27 protein-coding genes are annotated in these 23662 nt (G+C 67.0%); 15 read left to right on the top strand and 12 right to left on the bottom strand.

Translation table 11 applies throughout. From position 1 onward, the window contains the following. Positions 1–885 (bottom strand): pyridoxal 5'-phosphate synthase lyase subunit PdxS, encoded by an 885-nt coding sequence (gene pdxS / locus VFL28_10890; protein ID HET7265165.1) that lies wholly within the window; start codon positions 883–885, stop codon positions 1–3. A gap of 24 nt (positions 886–909) precedes the next feature. After that, positions 910–1497, bottom strand: a complete 588-nt coding sequence (locus VFL28_10885; GenBank protein HET7265164.1) for an HD domain-containing protein — start codon at positions 1495–1497, stop codon at positions 910–912. 237 nt (positions 1498–1734) lie between these two features. Between VFL28_10885 and VFL28_10880 the strand changes: the two genes are divergently transcribed. Then, positions 1735–3276, top strand: a complete 1542-nt coding sequence (locus VFL28_10880; GenBank protein ID HET7265163.1) for a PLP-dependent aminotransferase family protein — start codon at positions 1735–1737, stop codon at positions 3274–3276. On the opposite strand, the gene VFL28_10875 is transcribed toward VFL28_10880, so the two are convergent. The 8 genes from VFL28_10875 to rpmH form a co-directional block, all read right to left on the bottom strand. Beyond that, positions 3273–4121 carry a ParB/RepB/Spo0J family partition protein gene (locus VFL28_10875; GenBank protein ID HET7265162.1) on the bottom strand — a complete coding sequence of 283 codons (849 nt, stop codon included), beginning with the start codon at positions 4119–4121 and terminating at the stop codon, positions 3273–3275. The two genes, VFL28_10880 and VFL28_10875, sit on opposite strands and share 4 nt — an antisense overlap. Further along, on the bottom strand, positions 4121–4999 hold the full coding sequence (locus VFL28_10870) for a ParA family protein (protein HET7265161.1): 879 nt from the start codon (positions 4997–4999) through the stop codon (positions 4121–4123). The genes VFL28_10875 and VFL28_10870 overlap by 1 nt, the downstream gene beginning before the upstream one ends. 251 nt (positions 5000–5250) lie before the next feature. Then, positions 5251–5967, bottom strand: coding sequence for a 16S rRNA (guanine(527)-N(7))-methyltransferase RsmG (gene rsmG / locus VFL28_10865; protein HET7265160.1), 717 nt, complete (start codon positions 5965–5967; stop codon positions 5251–5253). 6 nt (positions 5968–5973) lie between these two features. Next, positions 5974–6726 (bottom strand): RNA-binding cell elongation regulator Jag/EloR, encoded by a 753-nt coding sequence (gene jag / locus VFL28_10860; protein ID HET7265159.1) that lies wholly within the window; start codon positions 6724–6726, stop codon positions 5974–5976. Next, positions 6723–7538 carry a YidC/Oxa1 family membrane protein insertase gene (locus VFL28_10855; GenBank protein HET7265158.1) on the bottom strand — a complete coding sequence of 272 codons (816 nt, stop codon included), beginning with the start codon at positions 7536–7538 and terminating at the stop codon, positions 6723–6725. Before VFL28_10855 ends, jag begins: the two co-directional genes overlap by 4 nt. Further along, complete coding sequence (gene yidD / locus VFL28_10850) at positions 7531–7788, bottom strand: membrane protein insertion efficiency factor YidD (GenBank protein ID HET7265157.1); 258 nt, start codon at positions 7786–7788, stop codon at positions 7531–7533. The genes VFL28_10855 and yidD overlap by 8 nt, the downstream gene beginning before the upstream one ends. Further along, the gene (gene rnpA, locus VFL28_10845) at positions 7773–8189 is read right to left on the bottom strand and encodes a ribonuclease P protein component (protein HET7265156.1); all 417 of its coding nucleotides are present in this window, start codon (positions 8187–8189) and stop codon (positions 7773–7775) included. Before rnpA ends, yidD begins: the two co-directional genes overlap by 16 nt. Further along, positions 8137–8274 carry a 50S ribosomal protein L34 gene (gene rpmH, locus VFL28_10840; protein HET7265155.1) on the bottom strand — a complete coding sequence of 46 codons (138 nt, stop codon included), beginning with the start codon at positions 8272–8274 and terminating at the stop codon, positions 8137–8139. Before rpmH ends, rnpA begins: the two co-directional genes overlap by 53 nt. A 491-nt stretch (positions 8275–8765) precedes the next feature. Here rpmH and VFL28_10835 point away from each other — a divergent pair, with 491 nt between their 5' ends. The 13 genes from VFL28_10835 to VFL28_10775 all read left to right on the top strand — a co-directional run bounded on the left by VFL28_10835 (position 8766) and on the right by VFL28_10775 (position 21291). After that, the gene (locus VFL28_10835) at positions 8766–9584 is read left to right on the top strand and encodes an ATP-binding protein (protein HET7265154.1); all 819 of its coding nucleotides are present in this window, start codon (positions 8766–8768) and stop codon (positions 9582–9584) included. Positions 9585–9626: 42 nt separating this feature from the next. Next, a complete protein-coding gene (dnaA, locus tag VFL28_10830; GenBank protein ID HET7265153.1) occupies positions 9627–11015 on the top strand; it encodes a chromosomal replication initiator protein DnaA in 1389 nt (462 codons plus the stop codon). A 214-nt stretch (positions 11016–11229) separates the two neighbouring features. Continuing rightward, positions 11230–12339 carry a DNA polymerase III subunit beta gene (dnaN, locus tag VFL28_10825; protein ID HET7265152.1) on the top strand — a complete coding sequence of 370 codons (1110 nt, stop codon included), beginning with the start codon at positions 11230–11232 and terminating at the stop codon, positions 12337–12339. Positions 12340–12361: 22 nt separating this feature from the next. After that, positions 12362–12565, top strand: coding sequence for an RNA-binding S4 domain-containing protein (locus VFL28_10820; GenBank protein ID HET7265151.1), 204 nt, complete (start codon positions 12362–12364; stop codon positions 12563–12565). After that, positions 12552–13676, top strand: a complete 1125-nt coding sequence (recF, locus tag VFL28_10815; GenBank protein HET7265150.1) for a DNA replication and repair protein RecF — start codon at positions 12552–12554, stop codon at positions 13674–13676. The genes VFL28_10820 and recF overlap by 14 nt, the downstream gene beginning before the upstream one ends. After that, complete coding sequence (locus VFL28_10810) at positions 13663–14010, top strand: DUF721 domain-containing protein (GenBank protein ID HET7265149.1); 348 nt, start codon at positions 13663–13665, stop codon at positions 14008–14010. The genes recF and VFL28_10810 overlap by 14 nt, the downstream gene beginning before the upstream one ends. A 2-nt stretch (positions 14011–14012) precedes the next feature. Beyond that, positions 14013–14282 (top strand): hypothetical protein, encoded by a 270-nt coding sequence (locus VFL28_10805; protein HET7265148.1) that lies wholly within the window; start codon positions 14013–14015, stop codon positions 14280–14282. A gap of 216 nt (positions 14283–14498) precedes the next feature. Continuing rightward, positions 14499–16427 carry a DNA topoisomerase (ATP-hydrolyzing) subunit B gene (gene gyrB / locus VFL28_10800; protein HET7265147.1) on the top strand — a complete coding sequence of 643 codons (1929 nt, stop codon included), beginning with the start codon at positions 14499–14501 and terminating at the stop codon, positions 16425–16427. A 13-nt stretch (positions 16428–16440) separates the two neighbouring features. After that, positions 16441–18879: a DNA gyrase subunit A gene (gyrA, locus tag VFL28_10795; protein HET7265146.1), complete on the top strand. Its 2439-nt coding sequence runs from the start codon at positions 16441–16443 to the stop codon at positions 18877–18879. A gap of 123 nt (positions 18880–19002) precedes the next feature. Further along, positions 19003–19518: a DinB family protein gene (locus VFL28_10790; GenBank protein ID HET7265145.1), complete on the top strand. Its 516-nt coding sequence runs from the start codon at positions 19003–19005 to the stop codon at positions 19516–19518. A gap of 10 nt (positions 19519–19528) precedes the next feature. Beyond that, positions 19529–20062, top strand: coding sequence for a putative metallopeptidase (locus VFL28_10785; protein ID HET7265144.1), 534 nt, complete (start codon positions 19529–19531; stop codon positions 20060–20062). A gap of 108 nt (positions 20063–20170) precedes the next feature. Further along, positions 20171–20614, top strand: coding sequence for a twin-arginine translocase TatA/TatE family subunit (locus VFL28_10780; GenBank protein HET7265143.1), 444 nt, complete (start codon positions 20171–20173; stop codon positions 20612–20614). After that, complete coding sequence (locus VFL28_10775) at positions 20509–21291, top strand: histidine phosphatase family protein (GenBank protein ID HET7265142.1); 783 nt, start codon at positions 20509–20511, stop codon at positions 21289–21291. The genes VFL28_10780 and VFL28_10775 overlap by 106 nt, the downstream gene beginning before the upstream one ends. On the opposite strand, the gene VFL28_10770 is transcribed toward VFL28_10775, so the two are convergent. Continuing rightward, on the bottom strand, positions 21191–22513 hold the full coding sequence (locus VFL28_10770) for an MFS transporter (GenBank protein ID HET7265141.1): 1323 nt from the start codon (positions 22511–22513) through the stop codon (positions 21191–21193). The genes VFL28_10775 and VFL28_10770 overlap by 101 nt on opposite strands. Beyond that, positions 22513–23091: a phosphoribosyltransferase family protein gene (locus tag VFL28_10765; protein HET7265140.1), complete on the bottom strand. Its 579-nt coding sequence runs from the start codon at positions 23089–23091 to the stop codon at positions 22513–22515. The genes VFL28_10770 and VFL28_10765 overlap by 1 nt, the downstream gene beginning before the upstream one ends. Before the next feature lie 201 nt (positions 23092–23292). On the opposite strand from VFL28_10765, the gene VFL28_10760 reads away from it, so the two are divergent. After that, positions 23293–23662: shikimate dehydrogenase (locus VFL28_10760; protein ID HET7265139.1), on the top strand; the 370-nt coding region annotated here is incomplete at its 3' end.

Below are 23662 nucleotides of genomic sequence, written 5' to 3'. Positions count from 1 at the left end.
CTACCAGCCCCGCGTCTGCAGGAGTTCGGCCTCGGGCAGCTTGCGGACGTCGAGGCCCTTCATCGCCTCGCCGATCCCTTCGGACACGCGCGCGATGACGTCGGCGTCCTTGAAGTGCGTCGTCGCTTCGACGATCGCCTTGGCACGCTTCGCCGGGTTGTCGGACTTGAAGATGCCGGAGCCCACGAAGTTGCCGTCGCAGCCGAGCTGCATCATCAAGGCGGCGTCGGCCGGCGTCGCGATGCCGCCGGCGGAGAAGTTCACGACGGGGAGACGGCCGAGCGACCGCGTCTCGAGCACCAACTCGTAGGGCGCGCCCAGCTCCTTGGCGATGGTCATCAGCTCTTCTTCAGGCGCGGCCTGCAGCATGCGAATGCCGTCCGTCACCGCCCGCATGTGCCGCACGGCCTCGACGACGTTGCCGGTGCCGGCCTCGCCCTTCGTGCGGATCATCGCGGCGCCTTCGCCGATGCGGCGCAGCGCCTCGCCGAGGTCACGGCAGCCGCAAACGAAGGGCACCTTGAAGACGTGCTTGTTGATGTGGTACCGCTCGTCGGCCGGCGTCAGCACTTCGCTCTCGTCGATGTAGTCGACGCCGAGCGCCTCGAGCAGCTGAGCCTCCACGAAGTGACCGATCCGCGCCTTGGCCATGACCGGAATCGTCACGGCCTCCATGATCTCCTTGATCTTGAGCGGATCCGCCATGCGCGCAACCCCGCCCTCTTTGCGGATGTCCGACGGCACGCGTTCGAGCGCCATGACGGCGCACGCGCCGGCGTCTGCGGCAATCTTCGCCTGGTCCGCGGTCGTCACGTCCATGATGACGCCGCCCTTCAACATCTGCGCCAGGCCTCGCTTCAGCTTGACCGTTCCAACCTCTGCCATCGCCCTGCCTCCCTCTTCTGACGGCTACTTTCCGGCCGCGGTACCGGCGCGGCTGCCTTCCAAACCCAACTGCGGCGCGATGCCCTTAAGCGCCTCGATCACGACGCCGATGTGCTCCTCGAGCGGAACGCCGAGCCCGCTCGCGCCCGCGGTGATGTCGTTACGCCGCACCGCCCGCGCGAACGCTTTATCCCTCATCTTCTTGAGCACGGCGGGTACGTCCACATCCCCGATCGCGCGCGACGGCCGGACGAGCGCCACGGCGATGACGAAACCGGACAACTCGTCGGCGGCGAACAGCGCCTTCTCCATCTCGCTCTCGCGCGGCACGCCGCTGTAGTCGGCATGCGACAGGATCGCCCGACACAGCGGCTCCGGCAATCCCCGCTCTCGCAGGAGCTCGACCCCGGCGAAGGGATGCCCGGCGTCCTGCGACGGGTGCTTTTCGTAGTCGAGATCGTGCAGCAACCCGACGAGCCCCCATGTTTCCTCGTCCTCGCCGAACCGGCGGGCGTAGGCCCGCATTACAGCCTCAACTGCCAGCATGTGCTTCTGGAGATTCACCGATGGCGTCTCGGCCACCAGGAGCGCCCATGCTTCGCCTCGCGTCAACTCCGCTTCGCCTCCGCAACCAGTTCGTTTGGCAAAGCCGCCTACAATCCAAAATAGCAGATTACACACCAGATACTATATGTTCTTAGTAACAATAGTTGACTAAATCCGTAATGATGGTACTATACGTCATACTACGGAGATACAATCAGGTCAATATTATTAGAAACACTCGTTCCACGGCCATATTCGTGGCAGGACTAGGGGCCGGATGGAATACGTCGAGGCAGAGGTGACATGATGGCGCACGAATCCCTCGCGTTAAACCGGGAATCAGAGACGCCTCTGTACCGGCAACTCCACGCGGGCATCGCCTCGATGATTCGATCTGGACAGATCGGCACGGGCGAGCGGCTCCCGTCCGTGCGCCAACTCGCACGGAGGCTCGACGTAAGCCTCATCACCGTCGTCCAGGCGTACCAGGTGCTGGCAGCGGATGGACTCGTCCAGGCCACGGTCGGCCGTGGAACGTATGCGGGGGGACCGCAGACAGCGGCCCAGACATCCGCTGTTTCACGTGAAACAGCCCACACCCTCGATGGGACCGAGTGGCAGTCGTCCGTACCGATACACATGCGGTCTCCGCGGGTAACGGCGATGGAGGCGCTCCTTAGGCCTGTGGTTCGGTCGAGCGTGATCGCACTGGCTGGCGGCATCCCGGATCCGACACTATTTCCGGTACGGGCGCTCGGCAGGATGTGGCACCGTGCGCTTGCGGTCGAAGATCCAAAATTCCTGCAGTACGGATCTCCCCAGGGAGATCTGAGCCTGAGAGGGTGGATCGCCGAGTATTGCGGCGCCACCGGCATCACGGCGAGGCCGGACGATGTGCTGATCACGTCCGGATCCCAGCAGGCGATCGACCTCGTGGCCAGAACGCTCCTCGCGCCCGGAGATCACGTCCTCGTCGAGAGCCCCACGTTCCCGACGGCCCTGGACGTGTTCGAAGGCCGCGGGGTCAACCTTGTCGGCGTGCCCGTCGATTCAGACGGGATGCGGGTCGAGATGGCGGCGGCACTCGTCGAACGCTACCGGCCGCGTCTTATCTACACGATCCCTACCGCGCAGAATCCTACGGGTGCGGTCATGAGCGATGACAGGCGGCGTCGGCTGGCCGCGCTCGCCAGGCAGCATAATCTTATCGTGCTGGAAGATGACATCTGCAGCGAGTTCTCCTACGACGGGGATGCCCCGTCCGCGGTCAAAGCCTACGACTCGGGTGGGCACGTGATGTTCGTCAGGAGCTTCTCGAAGACGGTCATTCCTGGGCTCCGGGTCGGATGCGTGGTCGCCCATGGTCCACTCATGGCACGCCTGATCGAGGCGAAGTTGGTCATGGACCGGTTCACGTCGCCGCTGATCCAGCGGACGTTGTGGCGTTACCTGTCATCCAAGCAGTACGCTCGGGATCTTCGAATAGCCAGAGAGACTTACCGCCGACGGAGGGATACGGTGCTGCGAATGCTCGAGGCGTCGATGCCGGCGGGCGTTACCTGGAGCCGCCCCGCGGCCGGCTTCAACCTGTGGGTTACGCTGCCCCCCGAGATTCCGGCAAGGGAGGCGTTCAACGAATCCCTCAAAGAAGGCGTCGCGTGCGGACTCGGAGATCTCTTCCTGCCGCACACGCCGCCCCCGTCCGGGCTGCGCCTGTCATTTGCAGACAAACCGGAGGAGCTACTGGCAGAGGGTGTGCGCCGCCTGTCGGCAGCGATGAGACGGCTCCTCGCAACCCGCGCCAGGCAGGCGACCGAGCAACCTGAGTACGTGACCAGCGTTTAGCGAAGGAGCAGGTCGATCAGGCGCTCGAGATCCTGGTTGGAAAAGTAGCGGAGCTCGATGATGCCGAGGGAGCCCTTCCCGCGGATCGCCACCGTGGTGGTGTACCGCTCGCGCAGCTGGGTTTCGAGGTCAACGATCTGAGGATCTCGCCGCCGTCCGCGCCTGACAGTTGTTTCACGTGAAACGCGGCGGACGCGCGCCTGGACGAGCGCCTCTGTCTCCCTGACCGAGAGCGCCTTTTCCTCCACCAGCTTCCAGAGTTCTAGCAGGGCTTTCTGGTCGGGCGCCATGAGAAGCGCCCTGCCATGTCCCTCGCTGATCCGGCCAGTTGTGAGCGACAACTGGACCTCGGACGGGAGGTCAAGCAGCCGAAGCGTGTTGGCGATCGCGGGACGGCTTGAGCCGACGGCTTCAGCAACCTGGTCCTGCGTGAGCTGGAAGTCATCCGACAGCCGCCGGTACGCCAACGCGCGCTCGATGGGGTTGAGATCGGTGCGCTTCAGATTTTCGATCAACGCGATTTCGAGCATCTCGCGGTCGGCCACGCTCTTGACGACGGCAGGGATAGTGACGAGGCCTGCGTCCTTCGCGGCGCGCCAACGACGCTCGCCGGCCACCAACTCATACCCGGTGTCTTTGGGCCGCACCATGACCGGCTGGAGCACGCCGTGCCGGCGTACCGATGCCACGAGCTCGTCAAACTCCCGGCCAGAAAAGTCCCGGCGCGGCTGGAACGGATTCGGGGAGATGCGGAACACGTCGATCTCTGCGGCGGTGCCGACCGGTTCCGCCAGTGCGCCGGGAATCAGCGCGTCGAGCCCCCGTCCGAGACCACGCTTGATCATTAGTCGTCACTCCTCCCGATAGTGGTTGGGTTGAGCCCGGGCGGCACAGGCTCCCCGTCGATGTCTTCGCGTGCGGCGTCCGGTCCAGGCGCGGCCGCGCTATGGACCGCCTGGTGCCACTCCAGGCCGAATCGCTCCGCGACCTCGGCCGCGAGCGCGGTGTACGCCGCCGCTCCGCGCGACGTAGGCGCGTAGGTTGAAACGGGCTGACCGTAGCTCGGCGCTTCGGCCAGCCGTACGCTGCGCGGGACCTCGGATTTGAAGACCAGATCGGCGAAGTGCCGCCGGACCTCCTCGCCTACCTGATCCGAGAGCTTCGTGCGCGGATCGACCATCGTCAGCAGCACGCCGGCCACGCGCAGCCCGGGGTTGAGGTGGCGCCGCACCAAGCCGATCGTCTCGACGAGCTGCGTGAGCCCCTCGAGCGCGTAGTACTCGCACTGCACGGGAATGAGACACGCCTCGGCGGCGGTGAGCGCGTTCACGGTCAGGAGGCCGAGCGACGGCGGACAGTCGATGAGGATCACGTCGTACCGGTCCCGTACGCCCGCGAGCGCGGTCTTCAACTTCGACTCGCGCGCGATCTGCGGCACGAGCTCGACCTCGGCGGCCGCCAGGCGCGCGTCCGCGGGCGCGATCTCGAGGCGCTCGGTCGGCGTGCGCACGATAACGCCGGCGAGCGGCGAGTTCATCACGACGGCGTCGTAAGTGCTCGCATCGAGCGCGGCCTTGCTGATGCCGGCGCCGCTCGTACAATTGCCCTGCGGATCCATGTCGACGAGGAGGATGCGGTGGCCGAGCGACGCGAGGGAGGCGCCGAGGTTGACGGCGGTGGTCGATTTCCCCACGCCGCCCTTCTGGTTGACGATCGCAAACACGTGCGCCGTGCGATCGGCTCCTCTATGCTGCGTCGAAAGTGCGATCACTGCCCCGATCGATGGTCCCGCGATCGTGGACGTGTTCCCGCAACCTTCCGGCAAATCCTCCGATGCGGTGGCAGCCGATCGCCGGTCACGTGCGCCGCCCGGCTCCGCACCCGGCGACTTTGAGTTAAGACATTTATATGTTTAGAATCATACACATTACTGAGAGCGTACATTTCGCGGAGACGTCGAGCATCGGACCTCGCCTAAAGGGGATGCCGCTCGGGTGTACCAGCGCGCCGGGGATAGGCCGAAGGCGTCGGCGCCGTCTTCCGCAGCACAACGACGGGCGAACAAAACGACGCGGACGGTTCGTGCAGGTCGGCTTCGCCGCCGAGCCGATGCAGCGCGCGGGCCGCGGCGCGCACTTCGCCCAGCGCGCCGCGGCCCTTCGGCAACACCGCTTTCCCGCCGATCCGTAACAGCGGCAACGCGTACTCCGCCAGCACCCGCACGGGCGCGAGCGCCCGCGCCGTAACCACGTCCGCGCGCCCGCGATGTGCGGCGTCGCGTCCGAGGTCCTCAGCGCGTGCCTGCGTCACGTCGACGTTCGGAAGCTCGAGCTCGCGGAGGACGATCTCGAGAAACGCAACCTTCTTACGCTCCGAGTCCGCCAGCATCACGCGAAGGCACGGACGCATCACCGCGACCGGGATCCCCGGCACGCCGGCACCGCTGCCGAGATCGATCAGGATACCCGACCCCGGGAGGTACGGGACGACGCACAGCGCACCCACGACGAGCACCGACGGCGTATCGGCGGGATCCACGCCGGTCAGCTGCACGCGGCCGCGCCAATCGTCGACGAGCGCGAGGTAACGGTCGAGACGAGACTGCTGGTCGACGGAGAGTGACAGCCCGAGGCCGGCGGCGGCCGCCGGAATGGTAAGGTCCGATCCGCGAGACGTTCGCGGACTCGGCACGCGCGCTTAGGTGTCCGTGTCTTCCGACGCCTCGTCGTCCGCGGGCGGCGCACCGCGACGGGAAGACGAGCCGGCAGGTACCGCGCCGCCGCGCGGCGCGATGACGATATGGCGGTCGGCGCCCTCGCCTTCGCTGTAGGTCATGACGTTGGGGTCTTCAGCGAGCATCGTGTGAATGAACCGCCGCTCCGAGGCCGGCATCGGATCGAGCGGCGCCGGCTGGCCGTCCCGCCGGACGCGGCTCACGACGCGACGTGTCAGGGCGGACAGCGTTTCGCGCCGCCGCTCGCGATACCGCTCCGCATCGACGGCGACCTGCACGCGATGACCGAGCTGGCGTGTCGTCATCAGATTGACGAGGAGGTCGAGCGCCTCGAGCGTCTGGCCGTGCCGGCCGATCAGCGGCGCGAGCTGCGGACCGGTCACGGTGACCGCCACGCCGCCGTCCTCGGCGCGCGCCATGACGGACGCGCCGATGCCCATGGTGTCGAGCAGCGACGCCGTCACGCGCCGCGCCACCGCGACGGGATCGTCCCCCGTGTCGACCGGCGCGGCGACCCCCTCTTGAGCTTCGCCCGCCTCGATCGCCGAAAGCAGCGTCACGCGGACTCGCGCTTCCCGCGAGCCGAGGCCGAGCACGCCGCGACTCCCTTCGTCCAGCACCATGAGGTCGACGTCTTCGCGCTTCGCGCCGAGCGCGCGGAGCGCGGTGCGGATCGCCTCTTCCACCGTGCGCCCGGCGCCCTCTGCGGAGTTCACGCCTGCTTCGCCCCCTTCTGACGCCGGTCGCGGCGGCTCGCGCGCCTCCCGCCGGACGGCTGTGCCGGTGCCGGGCCGACCGGTGCCGTAGGAGCCGCCGGCGTCGAGGAGCGCGCCTGTGCGGCCGCCTGAGACTTTGGCGGTGCCGCCACCATCGGAGACGGCCTGCCGACAACCAGGAAATACTCGCCGACGTACGCGGCGGTCGAGACAATCCAGTAGATCGACAACCCCACGGCGTAGTTGAGCGCGAAGTATCCGAACATGATCGGCATGAAAACAAACAACCGGGCCTGCGTCGGATCGGTCATGCTCATCCGCTGCTGGTACCACGTCGTACCCCCAACCAGCACCGGGAAGATCAGCGCGAGCAGGTAGATGGGATGGCTCGGCAGCGCCTCGAGCACGCGCTGCATCGGCCGCTCCGCCAGCCCCAGCCACGGCATCCCGATCACGGTGGCATTGCCGAACAGGGCGCGGTTCGAGAGCAGCGCAAAGAGCCCCCACAGCACCGGCAGCTGTACGATCATCGGCAGGCAACCCATCATCGGGTTCACGTTGTGGGCCCGATAGAGCGCCATCATTTCCTGGTTGAGACTCTTAGGGTCGTCCTTGTGCTTCCGCCGCAGCTGCTCCATGTGCGGTGTGAGCACCTGCATCGCCTTCATCGACCGCAGCTGGACGCGCGTGAGCGGATGGATGACCGCTTTCACGATCAGCGTGAGCAGAATGACCGAGAGCGTGTAGTCGTGCGTGAGGCGGTACAGCGCCGCGAGTGCGCTCCCGAGCCAGGGCACGAACGGATTATGCAACGTTAGGCCTCCCTGGTTCGCGCCGGTCCGGGACCGGATCGTAGCCGCCCGGATGGAAGGGATGGCAGCGCAGGATCCGCAGCAGGGCGAGGCACGAGCCGCGCGCGATTCCGTACCGCTCGATCGCCTCGAGGGCGTACTCCGAGCACGAGGGGGTAAACCGGCAGGACGGCGGGAGGAATCTCGAGATCCAGCGCTGGTACCCGCGGATCACGCCGACCCCTACCACCCGGCCTACGTCGCGCCGCACAGCAGCCGCCCCGCAGCGCAAAGCGCTTCCATTTCACGCATGATCTCGGCAAACCCGGCGTTGACCGCCGCGGACCTCGCGACCAGCACAAGATCCCCCGTGGCGCACAGCCGCGCCTCGATCCGCCGGTACGCTTCCCTCAGACGACGCTTTGCTCGGTTCCGAATCACGGCACCGCCGAGACCGCGGCCCGCCGTCACACCGACCCGGCGCACGCCGTCCGTCGAGCGGACGTACAGCGCCAGCGTTTCTCCGGCATAGCGGCGCCCCTCGCGGTACACTCGGGAAAAATCCGCTCGCGACACCAAGCGGCCGGGCGGCCGCGTCGGGCCGGCGGCGCTTGGCCGGCTACGCGGGTGAGAGACGGCGCCGTCCGCGCTGGCGGCGGCGGCGCAGCACATTGCGGCCCCCCGGCGTGCGCATCCGTACCCGGAACCCGTGCGTCCGGGCGCGGCGCCTGCGGTTTGGTTGAAAGGTACGCTTCACCAACGACACTCCCTTAACAAGAGACCAAATGACTATAGCATAACGGCCCGCGGACCGTCCACGACACTCCGCTGCCGACCACAAAGCGTGCCGGATTTCACCGAACTGGCGATAACCTGTGGGCAGTGTGCCCAGTTGTCCACACTTTCGTGACGCCGTGCCATGACCTCGGTCGTTTTGTGCGGTTTTGTAACGGGTTGCGGTGCTTTTTCCGAGGCCGGCAGGAGTCCGTCCAAATTGTCCACAATCTTTTCCACACCTGTGGATAACATGGTCCACCCGCTGTTATCCGCTCGGTACACAGCCTGCACACCGCGCGCGCGACGAGGACCGCCCGCGACCGCTGAAAAGACGGCGATCATCTCTCCACAGAGTTGACCGCACCACGGCATTTCAGCGGGATATTCGAAAAGTACACAGCGTGTGCGAAAACAAAAGGAGGGCACCCGCATGCGGCCAATGTTGTGTCCGCACGCGGGGGAGTCGCGTCGATGGAAGACTTCTTCCTGCGGCTCGTGTCTCAACGAGGAGACGGAACGTCGGACCAGGCGCAGGCGCCTGAGGTTCGCGTCGCCATCTACGATTCGCCGCTCGCACCGCCGCAGATCATCACCCTTTCTTCTCAGGACTTTAACGAGCTGATCGGCGAATTGTCTGCGCGAACGCACCGTTACGCGCGAGAGCGCGGCGGGCGCATCCCCTTCGTCGTGATCAAGGAGATCGTGGAGAACCTCATTCACGCCTATTTCAAAGACGCGGTCGTCTCGATCATGGGCGACGGCAACACGATCCGGATCTCGGATCAGGGACCCGGCATCCCCGAGAACGCCAGGGATCGCGCGTTCGAGCCCGGGTTCACCACCGCGACGCGCGACATGCGGCGGTTCATCAAGGGCGTCGGGTCCGGCTTGCCGGTTGCGAAGGAACAGCTCGCGTTTCTCGGCGGCGCGATCACGATCGACGAGAACCTGCGCGGCGGCACGGTCGTCACGCTCAAAGTCGGTCCGGCCGCCCCGGCGGCGGAAGCGCCCGCCGCGCCTCGACAGACACCCGCCGCGCGACCCGCCGCCGCGGCGGACACCGCGCGCCTCACCGACCGTCAGAAGAAGATCCTACTGCTGATCGCCGAGATCGGCGCGGCCGGTCCGTCCACGATCGCGAAAGAACTCGGGATGAGCCACAGCACCGCATTTCGCGAGCTGTCCGCGCTGCAGCAGATGCGTCTGCTGACGGTCGGCACCGCCGATCCGGGGAAGCGGACGCTCACCGGGGAGGGCGTCGCGTTCCTCGGCTCCGTCTTCAAGGCGTAGGCGCACGTCGCCTGATCGACGCGTCACGGGAGGGCCCAGCACATGGACGTACAGAGCATTACAGCCGGCCAGGTCTGGCAGGAAGCCCTTACCCGGATCGAGAGCCAGCTCAGCAAGCCGAGTTTTGAAGCGTTTCTCAAAGCCATGCAGCCGCTCGCGCTCGAGCAGGACGTGTTCGTATTCTCGGTGCCGAGCGCGTTCGCGAAGGAATGGCTGGAGGGCCGCTACCGCGGCCTCATCACGGAGACGCTGCGCGAGGTCCTGACCCGGGGCGTGGACATTCGCTTCATCGTCACGGAGAGCGACCAGAACGGACAAAACACCCGCACCGCGCCGACACAGTCCGTCGCCCGCATCGACGCGGCCACGGCCGGGATCCCTGTCGAAGCGCGCCACCTCGCCGGGAAATACACGTTCGACACCTTCGTCGTCGGCGCCGGTAACCGTTTCGCCCACGCCGCGGCCAAGGCCGTCGCGGAGGCGCCGGCCCGTGCGTACAATCCTTTGTTCATCTACGGCGGCGTCGGTCTCGGTAAGACCCACCTGCTTCAGGCAATCGGGCACTACGTCCTGACCCATTCACCGTCAGCGCGTGCGATGTACGTCTCCTCGGAACGGTTCACGAACGACCTGATCAACGCGATCCGCGACGACAAAATGGTGGAGTTCCGCCACCGGTACCGCAATGTCGACGTGCTCGCGATCGACGACATCCAGTTCCTGGCCGGAAAGGAACGCACCCAGGAAGAGTTCTTCCATACCTTCAACACCCTGCACGAGTCGAGCCGGCAGCTCATCATCAGCAGCGACCGGGCGCCCAGGGAGATTCCGACCCTCGAAGACCGACTGCGCTCGCGGTTCGAATGGGGCCTCATCGCGGACATCCAACCGCCGGATTACGAGACCCGCGTCGCGATTCTTCGCAAGAAGGCCGAAAAGGACAAAATCGTTGTGCCCGACGAGGTCGCGCAGTACATCGCCCAGCGGATCTCGTCCAACATCCGCGAGCTCGAGGGAGCGCTCAGCCGGCTGCGCGCCCACGCCGAAATGACGCGGACGCCGATCTCGGTGGATCTCGCGACCGATGTGCTAAAGGAGCTTCTGCCGCAGGCACGGGTACGTCCGGTCACCATTCCGGCGATCCAACGCGCCGTCGCGGAGTTTTTCGGGATTCGCATCGAGGAAATGAAGGCGAAGCGGCGGACCAAGGGTGTTGCCTTTCCCCGCCAGGTTGCCATGTATCTCTGCCGGGAACTGACCGACGCGTCGCTACCCCGTATCGGCGAGGAGTTCGGCGGGCGGGACCACACCACGGTCATGCACGCCTGCGATCGTGTAAAGCACGCGCTGGCCGAAGATACCCATCTGAACGCCGGTGTCCAAAGTCTTGTGGAAAGCTTCCGGACCGAACGGGCGGGTAGTCGGGGATAGTATGTGCACGATCAGGAGCGCGTGTCCGTCAAAAACACCGATCGGGGGACAATCGGGATAACCCCGATCATCCGCGAAATTTCATCCATTTGGTTATCCACAGCGCAAAATCGCCTTCTGATGCGCCTCTCCGGCGATATTCACACAATCCACAGGTTCTACTACTATTACGACGAATCTTTATATAAGAAAACCTTATGAGAGGGCGTAAGTAATGCACCTCAAATGCTCTCAAGACAATCTTTTGAGAGCGGTGCAAACCGTTGGCCGCGCCATCTCGCCACGGGCTAGTATGCCTATTCTCGGCAACGTACTCGTCGAAACGAGTAAAAACGGCGTGAAGCTCGCCGCTACGGATCTCGAGCTCGGTATTGAGGCCTACGTCTCTGGAACAGTCAAAGAAGGCGGTGCCGTTACTCTTCCGGCACGGATTCTTACCGATATAGTGACGAACCTACCGGAGGCACCCTTGGAAATGGTGGTTGCCGAGGGTGAATCCAAAGCGGTTATTACCTCCGAAAACGTGCGGTTTGAGATCTTAGGGCTACCAGCCAGCGATTTCCCGTTGATGCCATCCGGCGAAGGCAATGTCGTTGTTAAATTTGACGCCGGATTGCTACGAACGATGATTCGTCAAACCAGTTTTGCCGTATCGACTGATGAAACCAGACCGTTCCTGACCGGTGTTTACCTCGTTGTGGACGGTGACCAAGGACACTTGGTCGCGACGGACGGAGGCCGGTTGGCGGTGCGGCGCGCCAAGATGGGCGGCGCCGGCCGGGGTAAAGTTACGGCGATCGTGCCGAGTAAGACGATGGCGGAGCTGGTGAGGGTACTCGGCTCGGTTGAAGGCGAAGTCTCGGTGGCGTCTCACGACAACCAACTCATCTTTTCGCTTCCGGGTATGCGGTTTGTGTCGAGACTGATCGCCGGGCAGTTCCCGAATTATGAACAGGTGATCCCAAAAGAGTTCAAGCAGCGGATCACGGTCGGTACCGAACGGCTGCTGCGCGGTGTGCGCCGGGCCAGCATCACGGCGAAGGATTCCGCCAATGTGGTGCGCCTCAACGCCGCGGAGGGCACGCTCACGATCTCTTCCAACACGCCGGATGTTGGGAAGGCGCAGGAGGACATCGAGGTCCGTGTCGAGGGCGACGCGATTCCGGTTGCGTTCAACGCGAAGTTTCTCATGGACGCGTTGACGAACATCGATGCGCCGGACGTCCACTTCGATCTCACCGGATCGCTCAGCCCGGGCGCGCTGCACCCGACCGACAACACCGACTATGTCTACGTCCTCGCGCCCGTTCGGGTCTATTCGTAGACCGGAGTCCGAGACGGTTGAAGTGGAGATTGAGACTCCGCGGATTACCCTCGGCGATTTCTTAAAGTGGGCGGGGGCCGCCGACACCGGCGGCCGCGCCAAACAGATGGTGCAAGTGGGCGCCGTGCGCGTCAACGGCGCCGTCGAGCGACGGCGCGGGCGGCAGCTCGCGCCGGGCGACCGCGTCGGCGCCGGAGGCAAGGATTACCTCGTTGTGGCTCGCTGAGCTGCGGCTTCGGGACTTTCGCAACTACGCGGCGACGGACCTCGCGTTTGAGGCCGGCATCACGGTGTTGGTCGGCGCGAACGCGCAGGGCAAGAGCAACTTGCTTGAAAGTGTTTACACCGCGGCGCTCGGCCGGAGCCCTCGTGCCTCGGCCGACGTTGAACTCGTGCGGTTCGGCCAGGATCGGGCGTACGTACGGGCCGAGGTGCGTGATCCGCGGGCGGATGTGCTTGAGATCGCCGTCGATCGTACGACGGGCGAGAAGCGCATGAAGGTCAATGGGGTCGTCGTGCAGCGGGGTCAACTGCTTGGTCGGATGGCGATTGTGCTGGCGGGGCCGCTTGACGGCGACGTGATCCGCGGTGCGGCCGGAGCGCGGCGCCGGCTCCTCGATGCCGCGCTCAGTCAGGCGAGCCCGTCGTATTTTTTCGCGCTCACGCGGTATCTCCGGGTAGTGCGACAACGCAATCGGCTGCTCGGCGAGGGCGCCGGTGGTGCGGCGCTCGAGCCGTGGGACGAGCAACTGGTCGCCCTTGGGGCGACGTTGGTGGAGCGCCGGCGCGGTTTCGTGCGGGCGCTCGCGGCGCGGGCCGCGAAGCGGCACGCGCGCGTTTCGGACGGTTCCGAAGGGCTGGACGTGACCTACTCGTCGACGGCGGACGACCCCGGCGGCCCCGCGCCGGTCTCGGCCGGCCCCGGCGACGGCCGTGAGGCCGCCGCGCTGGCGCGCGCGCTGGCCCGGCATCGCGCGGAGGAGTACCGCCGCCGGACGAGCCTCGTTGGGCCCCATCGCGACGATCTGCGGATCGGCGTGAACGGCGTCGATCTTCGGGCTTTCGGATCTCGAGGCCAGCAGCACACGGCCGCGCTCAGTCTCAGGCTCGGCGAGGCGGAGATCTTGCGCGACGAACTCGGAACCTGGCCCGTGCTGCTGCTCGACGACGTACTCGCCGACCTTGATCCGGCGCGCCAGATCATGTTGCTGCGGGAGATCGAGGGGCCGCAGGTCTTGCTGACGCATACGGTGCCGCCGCCGGCGGCCGGCGTCGCGCTCCGGATGTTCATGGTCCGCGGTGGTGCGATCGAGGCGGGCACCGATGTACACGCTTAGGGAACTGCTGTCCGATGCGCTTTCGAGCCTCGTCGGGCCGCGTCGGGCCCGGCAGGGCAGCGTGCTGGAGGCCTGGCCAGTGGTGATCGGTCCGGCGAAGGCGCGCCATGCCCGCGCGCTCGGTGTTCGGGGCCAGACTCTTGTCGTTGCCACCGACCATCCTGCGGTTTACTACGAACTGGGCATGCAGCGGGCGGCGTTGATCGAGGCGCTGAATGCTCGCGCCGGCGAGCGGGTAATCGCGGAGATCCAGCTGACGATGCGTCCGCTCGGCGCATCCGACGGGTCCGGTGGCGGTGCGGCGAATGCCGATCGCACCGGTCCCCGAGCCTGATCGTGTACGTGCACATCGGCGGAGAAGTCGTCCTTCTGATCCCGGATATAATCGGTATCTTCGATGCCCGTCTGATCGCGGGAAACTCCGATAACGAACGATTTGTGGAGAGGGCGAGAGCCCAAGGCCTGATGCGGTTCGAGGTTCCCGTTCATGACCGCAAGGCCGTAGTAGTGACCACCGGAGGAGTCTATGAGTCGGCGATTTCTCCTGTGACGCTTGTCCGCCGGGTGACCAACGCGGGGACCGAACTTGCCAGGTCCGACGCGTGACGTTCCTCCGCTAAAGTTCCGCCCGCGTCCGATGGCTGAAATCCAGTTGCGACGCCACTTTCGGCCGATTGACCTGAGGCGGTTTTTTCGTTATTATAGGTAATGCTATAAATAGTAGAAACTTTTCGTGGAACAGTGTGTAACGCGGGGCGTGGCCGGCGTGCCACGTCCCGTTTAGTGGACTCTACCCAGCCGCTCCGGAGGAGCAGACGCCGCATGGATCAGACTCCAGATCGCAGCACATATGACGCACAACAGATCCAGGTGCTTGAGGGGCTGGAAGGGGTGCGCCGGCGCCCCGGCATGTACGTCGGCAGCACCGGTAGCCGCGGTCTTCATCACCTCGTCTTTGAAGTTGTGGACAACAGCGTGGACGAGGCGCTCGCTGGATACGCCAAGCGCATCGACGTCACCATCCATAAAGACAACAGCGTCACCGTGACGGACGATGGTCGCGGCATCCCCGTCGACAACGTCCCGAAGGTCGGCAAGCCGGCCGTGGAAGTCGTCATGACGATGCTGCACGCCGGCGGCAAGTTCGGCGGCGGCGGCTACAAGATCTCCGGCGGTTTGCACGGCGTCGGCGTCTCGGTCGTGAACGCCCTCTCGGAGTGGCTCGAGGTCGAGGTCCAGCGCGACGGCAGCCGGCACACGCAGCGGTTCGAGCGCGGCCGGCGCGCGACGCCGCTCCGCGTCACCGGGAAATCGTCGAAGACCGCCACGACCGTCACCTTCAAGGCCGACCCCGAGATCTTCGACGAGACCGAATATGAGACGAAGATCCTGGCGGAGCGGCTCGACGAGCTCGCCTACTTGAATGCCGGCCTGCTGCTCACGCTGCACGACGAGCGGTCCGGTGAGCGCCGGGAGTTCCTCCACAAGGGCGGGATCGTCGAGCTGATCGCGGCGCAGAACAAGAACAAGGACGGCCTCGGCAAACCGATCGCGATCCACGGCACGCGCGAGGGCGTCGAGGTCGACGCGGCGATCCAGTACAACAACGGCTATCTCGAGCACGTCTACACCTACGTCAACACGATCAACACGACCGAGGGCGGGACGCACCTCGTCGGTTTCCGCTCGGCGCTCACACGCATGATCAACGACTACGCGCGCCGGCAGGGACTGATCAAGAACGGCGACCTGACGATCCAGGGGGACGACGTCCGCGAGGGCCTGACCGCGGCGCTGTCGGTGAAGCTGCCGGAGCCGCAGTTCGAAGGCCAGACGAAGACCAAGCTCGGCAACCCCGAGGTCAAGGGCATCGTCGAGTCGATCGTCGGCGAGTCCTTGGGCGAGTACCTCGAGACGCACCCGGGCGAGGGCAAGCGGATTGTCGCGAAGGCGATCCAGGCCGCCCGCGCCCGGGAGGCCGCGCGGCAGGCGCGCGAACTGGTGCGCCGCAAGAATGCGCTCGACGTCAGCACGCTGCCGGGCAAGCTCGCCGACTGCGCGGAGAAGGATCCGACGAAGTGCGAGCTGTTCGTCGTCGAGGGCGAGTCGGCCGGCGGCAGCGCCAAGTCCGGACGGGACCGCCACTTCCAGGCGATCCTGCCGATCCAGGGCAAGATCCTGAACGTCGAGAAGGCGCGGCAGGACAAAATGCTCGGCCACGAGGAGATCCGCGCGCTGATCACCGCGGTCGGCACCGGCATCGACAAAGAGTTCGCGTTCGACAAGCGGCGCTACGACCGCATCATCCTGATGGCCGACGCCGACGTGGACGGCGCGCACATCCGCACGCTGCTGCTGACCTTCCTCTACCGCTACATGCCGGGGATGATCCACCACGGCAAGGTCTTCATCGCGCAGCCGCCGCTCTATCTGATCACCGCGGGCAGGGAGCGGCACTACGCCTACACCGACGACCAGCGCGACGAGGTCACGAAGCAGCTGACCAAGCGCGGGGCGAACTTCGAGGTGCAGCGCTACAAGGGCCTCGCCGAGATGAACCCCGAGCAGCTGTGGGAGACCACGATGAATCCGGCGACCCGCACGCTTCTTCAAGTCGAGCTGGACGACACCGAGACCAACGGAGCCGGCGACGTCGACCAGCTGTTCAAGACGCTGATGGGCGACGAGGTCGAGCCGCGCCGGCAGTTCATCCAGAAGTACGCCAAGGAAGTCCGCAACCTGGATATCTAGGGCCCGCCGCGCCATGGCCGCCGAAGAGAAGATCATTACCCAACCGATCGCCCGCGAGATGCGTACGTCGTATCTCGACTACGCGATGTCCGTCATCGTCAGCCGGGCGCTGCCCGACGTGCGCGACGGGCTCAAGCCGGTGCAGCGGCGCATCCTGTTCGGCGCCTCCGAGATGGGCCTTGCCCCCGACCGGCCGTACCGCAAATGCGCCCGCGTCGTCGGCGACGTGATGGGCCGCTACCACCCGCACGGCGACGTACCGGTCTACGAAGCCCTCGTCCGGATGGCGCAGGACTTCAGCTTTCGCTACCCGCTGATCGACGGTCAAGGAAACTTCGGCAGCGTCGACGGCGATCCGCCGGGGGCGATGCGCTACACCGAGGCGCGGCTCTCGCGGATGGCGATGGAGCTGCTCGCCGACATCGACAAAGAGACGGTCCCGTTCGAGCCCAATTTTGACCAGAGCCTCAAGCAGCCCGTCGTCCTGCCGAGCCGGGTGCCCAACCTATTGATGAACGGCTCGGCCGGCATCGCGGTCGGGATGGCGACCAACATCCCGCCCCACAACCTTGGCGAGCTCGTCGACGCGCTGGCGGCGCTGATCGATGAACCGAAGCTGTCCGACGCCGACCTGCTGAAGATCGTCAAGGGGCCGGACTTTCCGACCGGCGGGCAGATCCTCGGCCGGGACGGCATCAAGCAGGCCTATCTGGAAGGGCGCGGCAGCATGGTGGTCCGGGCGACGACGACGCTCGAGGAGCTGCGCGGCGGCCGTGTCGCGATCATCGTCACCGAGCTGCCGTACATGGTGAACAAGGCCGCGCTGATCGAGCGCATCGCCCAGCTCGTGCGCGACAAGAAGCTGAACGGCGTCTCGGACCTGCGGGATGAGAGCGACCGCCGGGGCATGCGGATCGTGATCGAGTTGCGCCGGGACGTCAACCCGCAGATCCTCCAGAACCAGCTGTTCAAGCACACCCAGCTGCAGACGACGTTCGGCGCGATCATGCTGGCGCTCGTCGACGGCGTACCGCGGGTGCTGACCCTGCGGCAGATGCTGACCCACTACCTCGACCACCGTCGCGCGGTGGTCACGAAGCGCACCGAGTTCGAGCTGCGTAAGGCGAAGGCCCGCGCCCACATCCTGGAAGGCCTCAAGATCGCGATCAAGTTCCTCGACGAGGTGATCGCGCTGATCCGGAAGGCCAAAGACGTTCCGGCGGCGCGCGCCGGCCTGATGAAGCAGTTCAAGCTGAGCGAGCCGCAGGCGGACGCGATCCTCGAGATGCGCCTCCAGCGCCTGACGGCGCTCGAACGCGAGAAGATCGACGAGGAGTACAAGGCGCTGATCAAGGCGATCGCCGAGTACGAGGACATCCTCAAGAGCCCGCGGCGGCTGATGACGATCATCAAGAGCGAGCTCGACGAGGTCAAGGCGAAGTACGGCGACGAACGGCGGACGCAGATCCGGGCCAAGGAGACCGAGCTCGAGGAAGAGGACCTGATCCCGGACGCCGACGTCGTGGTCACGCTCACGCACCAAGGCTACATCAAGCGCCTGCCGCTCGATACGTACCGGCGGCAAAGCCGCGGCGGCCGCGGCGTGATGGGGATGGAGACGAAGGAAGAAGACTACGTGGAGATCGTCTCCGTCACCACCAACCACGCGTTCGTCCTGTTCTTCACGAACCGCGGCAAGGTCTACCGGGTCAAGGCCTACGACATCCCGGAGGCCGGGCGGACCGCGAAAGGCACGAACGTCATCAATCTGATCGCGCTCGCGCAGGGCGAGCGCGTCACGGAGATCATCCCCATCCGATCGTTCGAGGACGCAGGGTATCTCTTCTTCGCCACCGCCGGCGGCTACGTGAAACGCACCGGGCTCATGGAATTCCTGAACGCGAAGCGCGCCGGCATCGTGACCATCAACCTGGACAAGGGCGACGAGTTGATCGGCGTGCGGTTCACGGACGGCAAACAGGAGGTCGTGCTGGCCAGCCGGCGCGGCCAGGCGATCCGGTTCAAGGAGGCCGACGTGCGCGAGATGGGGCGCGCGGCGCACGGCGTGCGCGGCATGCGGCTCGGCAAGGAGGACCGCGTCGTCGGGATGGCCGTGAGCACCGGTGCCGTGGATCTGCTCGTGGTGACGGAGCTCGGATCGGGCAAGCGGACGCCGCTGAAGGAGTACCGCCTGCAGTCGCGCGGCGGCGGCGGTGTGAAGAACATCCGCCTCACGCCGAAGACCGGCGCGGTCGTGGCGGTGCGCGCCGTGAGCGACGGCGACGAGGTGCTGGTGATCACCGCGCGCGGGATCGTGAGCCGTCTGAGCGTGAGCGATATTCCGAAGCACGGCCGCGCGGCGCAGGGCGTGCGCATCAAGAAGCTCGACGCGAACGACCGCGTGTCGGCGATCGCGCCGATCGTGACGCGCGAGGAGAGCGCGGAAGCGTAGCGGTTCCGCATCGCCTGCGCGCGCCGCCCGCGAAATTTTTCAGCAGGGGGGACGCGCCCCGCGCGGCGAAGTGAGAGCGCGGCCGAAGGTCTCCGCGACGGAGCCCGCCGGAGGTGCGGCGCGATGGATGCCGGTGTCGCGGCAATTCAGGAACACCTCGACGACGTATGGGAGTCGCTCCTCGCCGCCGTGCGCGAAATCGACGACGGCCTCTTTCAGTGGTGTCCCGGTCCCGAGTTTAATTCCGCCGCGATTCTGCTGCGCCACCTCGCCGGCAGTGAGCGGTGGTGGATCGGCGAGCAGATCGGCGGCGTACCGGCCCACCGCAACCGCGACGCGGAGTTCGTGCACGACGATCCGCCGCGCGGCGCCGTGCTGCGCGCGGTCGAAGAGGCCAGGGCGCTGACGCGGCGCGTGTTGAGCGGCGTGACCGCGGCCGACCTCGCCTTGCCGGTGCCCGCCAAGACCAAGCGCCTCTCGTCTCCGGAACAGCCGACCAGGTACTGGGCGTTGCTGCACTACCTCGAGCACCTCGGGTATCATCGCGGCCAGATCCTGCTGATCCGCAACCTCGGCCGCAAGATGATCTCGGCGCCGGCCGCCGCCCCTACACACCGCGGGCGCGCAGCCGGCCGCTGACCGTCGGCCGATGCGCTGGGAGCTCTGCCGCCGCACTCACGACCGTCTCCGCCGGATTGTCGGGGCGCTCGAGTTCTCCCACGTGGATCCGTCGCGGATCTTCTGCGTCCGTGGGTACGGCTCGACGTCCGAAGCGTGGGCTCGGATCTGGGGCCTGCCGAGCCTGTGGCAGCAGGTGCTGGAGATCGGGCCCGCCTACGTCGTCGAGATCATCGAACCGGAGTTCAGCCGGCTGCCGGAGGACGAGCAGGACCGCATCCTGATCCACGAGCTGCTGCACATTCCGCGGACTTTCAGCGGCGCGATTCGCCCGCACCGGACGCCGACGTTCCGCATTAACCGCCGGACCGTCGAGCGCTTCTACCAGCAGTACCTCGCCTCCACGACCGGACGCACGTCCCACGCGCGGGACGGGGAGCGCCTGCTGCCGGCCCAGCCGGCCGGCAAGACGATGGCCGCGATCTCGCCGCGGTCGCCCGCCACGCCGCGCGGGCACCGTAGCGCGCCGGCACGGCCGGTGCGCGGTCGGGCCCGCCGGACCTAAGCGTCATACGCTACAATTGAAGACGGGAACCGCCCGGGGCGGCGCAGCCGTTTTCTGTGGAGCGGATGCGGCGGTTGTCCGTGTGTTCCAATTCGGACGAGGTGTTCGATGTTCGACAATCCGGAGAAGCTCTTCATTCTGTTCGTGATCGCGCTCCTGATCTTCGGGCCGTCGAAGCTGGCCACGCTGGGCGCGTCGCTCGGCCGATCGATCCGCGACTTCCGCAGTGCTGTGAGAGGCGCGCACGACGAGTTTCGCCAGGCGGTCCAGGAGCACGTTGACACCATCACCCCGGCCCTGCCCTCGCCCGAGTCTATGTCGCTCGAGACGCCCGCGGCTCCCGACGTCGATTACGGCACCGCGATGAGCACACCGGCCACCCCGGACGCGGCCGATGTCTCGGCGTATCCGGCGTCGGTCGAGGCCGGTGCGCCCGCGGGCGACGCATCCACCGGGCCGGCGTCCGCGGGGGCGGCGGCATCCGAGGACGATGCGGCCTCGCTCGCGTCGGAGCCGAGCGCCGCCGCGTTGAAGGAGAGCCTCTCGCACTGACCCGCGTCTACCTGATCCGGCACGGCCAGACCGGCTGGAATGCCGAGGAGCGGCTGCAGGGCCAGTGCGACAGCCCGCTCTCCGGCACCGGACGCGCACAGGTCGACCGGCTGGCGCGCGCGCTGGCCGGGGTCCCGTTTCGCGCCGTGTACAGCAGCCCGCTGTCCCGGGCCCGCGACACCGCCGCCGCGATCGCGGCGCCGCACCGTCTGCCCGTCGTCGCCGTGGACGCGCTCAAAGAGATCGCCCTCGGCAAGTGGGAAGGCCTGACGATTGGGGAGGTTGCCGCCAGATATCCCGAGCAACTTGCGGCCCGCCGGCGGGACCCGCTCCGCGTCGCGCCGCAGGGCGGCGAGACGATCGGCGACGTGCGCGCCCGCGTGCTGCCCGCGGTGCGGGCGATCATCGCGGCGCATCCCGGCGAGACCATTGCGATCGTGGCGCACGGCGCCGTGAACAAGGCCGTGCTCCTGAGCGTGCTCGGGCTGCCGCTCGAGTCCTACGGACGCATGGCGCAGGACAACGCGGCCTTCAACGTGCTCGAGTGGGACGGAGACGCGGTGCGCGTCGCCGCCTTCAACCAGACGGGCCACCTCGAGGGCCCGCGTCCGCGCGCGGATACGCTCGAAACACCACCAACGCGGCCAGCGTACACACCCCTGCCAGAGCCGGAATAAGGCGCAGGCCGATGGTGTGCCCCCGGCTGTAGCCGAGGCTGAGCACCACGCCGAGCAGGGCCGAGGAGAGGGCGGTCGCGCCGTTGAGCACCAGTCCCTGCACCGCGTAGAACATTCCCTCCCGCGCGCGGCCGGTGATCCGCGCGTCCGACTCCGCGATGTCCGCGATCAGCACGTTCGGCAACACGAGCAGGCCGGCGAGCGGCGCCGCGGCGAGCACGATCAGCGTGTACCCTTGCGCGGCCGCCGCGGACGGCGTGCCGCGGAGCCCGATCGCGCCGATCAGCGGGACCACCACGGTGGCGGCCGCGAGCGTCCACGTCAGCGCCCGCGCGGTCCCGAGCGCCCGAGTCAGGCGCCCGAGAAGCGGCAGGACAGCCACGGTACAAGCGAAGACGGCGCCGAGCGCCACCGCGACCTGGTCCCGCGGCAGGCCCATCAGCACCGTGACGACGTAAACGGCGACCGTGTTGACCATGCTCGTACCGAGCCAGAGCAGCGCGAGCGAGAGCAAATAGATCCGGTAGCCGCGGTGGCGCAGCACCGCGCCGATCTCGCGCCAAAACGTTCCCGGCCGCGTCTCGGTTCTTCCCGGCGTCTCTTCATTGCGGACGCCTCCCGCGACGATCCACAGCGCGGCGAGGGCGAGTGCGGCGAGCGCCGCGCCCATTCCCCCGAAGCCCCAGCGCCGGATCAGCCACGCCGAGGCGATCATGGTGACCCCGACGCCGCCGAGCGATCCGCCGGCCTGCCAGGCCGCGGCCGCCGCCCGGCCGCGGCCGCCGGGCGTGATCTCCGGAAGCATCGCGGCGTACGGGTTCATCACGAACGAGAACAGGAAGAAAAACGCCGCGAGCGTCCCCGCGGCGTACGCGAAGAGCACTCCCTGCGGGGCGCGCGGCGGCAACCACAAGAGCACGAAGCAGACCGCCAGGGCAGGGGCGCCCACGGCGATAAACGGGCGGCGCCGGCCCCACCGCGTGCGGCTGCGGTCGCTCCAGAAGGCCACGGGCGGGTTGCTGAGCGAGTTCACGACCCGTCCCGCGGCAAGCGCCAGGCCGACGAGGGTCGGCGGCAGCAGCGTGACGCCCTGGCCGGCCGGGGGCGCGTAAAAGTAGACGAGCCAGAGCAGGATCGTCTGCAGCAGCACGCTCGCGCCGAACGCGCCGCCCCCGTACACGGCGAACGCGCGGCCGTCCCGCTCGGACACCGCGGCCGGCACTATTTGGTGAAGATCGGGAGCGTGCCGAGATGAATCAGGTTCGGATCGCGGTAGCCGCCTTCTTCGAGCAGCACCGCCGCCCGCGCGACCACCTGGGCGTTGACGCGCTCGAGCAGCTCGTCGACGGCGCGCAGGCTGCCGCCGGTGCTGACTACGTCGTCCACCACGGCGACGCGCCTGCCGCGGACCCGGTTCGCGTCCGCGCCGTCGAGGACCAGCGTCTGCGTCGACGCGGTGGTGATCGACTTCACCTGGACGGTCAGCGCGTCTTTCATGTAGCCCTTGACGCTCTTCCGGCACACCGCGTACGGAAAGTATCGGTCGGCCCGCTCGTCCGACAGGTACGTCGCCACCATGTGCGTGAGCGGCAGGGCCTTCGCCTCGACCGACACGATGCAGTCGAAGGCGAACGGTCGCAGCCGGTCGGCCAGGAGGCGGGCGCTGGCGTTCGTCAGCTGGACGTCGCCCCACAGCACGAACGCCGCGATCCACAGCGAGTCGTTGATCGGCACGATCGGCAGCCGGCGCCGGAGACCCGCCACCGTGATTTCGTAGGAATCCTGACCTTCGTAGCGCATGCGGATTGATTCGGCGGCCGCCCGGACGCCCCTGTGCGGCGCCCGCCCCGGCCGAGGCTTGTACCGTTCCTCCGAAGCACCCTATAATTGAGGCCTGCTACGCCGGCCGTCCGGACAGGGAGGGGTCGTACGGAAATCAACGCGGCGACGATACTCGTCGGTCTGATCGGGGACTCGGTTCGCGGCAGCCTGTCCCCGCGCATGCAGAACGCCGCGTTCGCCGCGGCCGGCCTCAACTGGTGCTACGTGGCGCTTCCCGTTGCCCGGACGCGCCTCGGGGACGCGCTCCGCGGGCTCGTGGCGCTCGGCGCCGCCGGCGCCAACGTCACGGTGCCGCACAAGGAAGCGGCGCTCGCCTACCTCGACGACACGTCTGACGACGCGCGGGCGATCGGCGCGGTCAACACAGTCCGCGTGCAGGGCGAACGTCTCGTCGGCTACAACACCGACGGCGCCGGCCTGCTCGACGCGCTGCGGATCGACGGCGGCGTGGCGGTCGAGGGCGCGCGGGCCGTGGTGGTCGGTGCGGGCGGCGCCGCGCGCGCGGCGGCGTTCGCGCTGGCCGGGGCGG

The sequence above is a fragment of the bacterium genome, assembly GCA_035691305.1.
Classification (GTDB): Bacteria; Sysuimicrobiota; Sysuimicrobiia; order Sysuimicrobiales; family Segetimicrobiaceae; genus DASSJF01.
The sequence above is the reverse complement of the archived record's forward strand: the minus strand, read 5'-3'. Positions and strand labels throughout refer to the sequence as shown.

What these genes read in the sequence shown, in the direction of transcription:
- VFL28_10790 (HET7265145.1), top strand. Translation starts at nt 19,003, where the DNA reads ATGGATGCCGGTGTCGCGGCAATTCAGGAACACCTCGACGACGTATGG.
- gyrA (HET7265146.1), top strand. Translation starts at nt 16,441, where the DNA reads ATGGCCGCCGAAGAGAAGATCATTACCCAACCGATCGCCCGCGAGATG.
- pdxS (HET7265165.1), bottom strand. Translation starts at nt 885, where the DNA reads ATGGCAGAGGTTGGAACGGTCAAGCTGAAGCGAGGCCTGGCGCAGATG.
- VFL28_10835 (HET7265154.1), top strand. Translation starts at nt 8,766, where the DNA reads ATGGAAGACTTCTTCCTGCGGCTCGTGTCTCAACGAGGAGACGGAACG.
- VFL28_10880 (HET7265163.1), top strand. Translation starts at nt 1,735, where the DNA reads ATGATGGCGCACGAATCCCTCGCGTTAAACCGGGAATCAGAGACGCCT.
- VFL28_10810 (HET7265149.1), top strand. Translation starts at nt 13,663, where the DNA reads ATGTACACGCTTAGGGAACTGCTGTCCGATGCGCTTTCGAGCCTCGTC.
- dnaA (HET7265153.1), top strand. Translation starts at nt 9,627, where the DNA reads ATGGACGTACAGAGCATTACAGCCGGCCAGGTCTGGCAGGAAGCCCTT.
- VFL28_10875 (HET7265162.1), bottom strand. Translation starts at nt 4,121, where the DNA reads ATGATCAAGCGTGGTCTCGGACGGGGGCTCGACGCGCTGATTCCCGGC.
- VFL28_10785 (HET7265144.1), top strand. Translation starts at nt 19,529, where the DNA reads ATGCGCTGGGAGCTCTGCCGCCGCACTCACGACCGTCTCCGCCGGATT.
- rnpA (HET7265156.1), bottom strand. Translation starts at nt 8,189, where the DNA reads ATGTGCTGCGCCGCCGCCGCCAGCGCGGACGGCGCCGTCTCTCACCCG.
- VFL28_10780 (HET7265143.1), top strand. Translation starts at nt 20,171, where the DNA reads ATGTTCGACAATCCGGAGAAGCTCTTCATTCTGTTCGTGATCGCGCTC.
- dnaN (HET7265152.1), top strand. Translation starts at nt 11,230, where the DNA reads ATGCACCTCAAATGCTCTCAAGACAATCTTTTGAGAGCGGTGCAAACC.
- VFL28_10765 (HET7265140.1), bottom strand. Translation starts at nt 23,091, where the DNA reads ATGCGCTACGAAGGTCAGGATTCCTACGAAATCACGGTGGCGGGTCTC.
- gyrB (HET7265147.1), top strand. Translation starts at nt 14,499, where the DNA reads ATGGATCAGACTCCAGATCGCAGCACATATGACGCACAACAGATCCAG.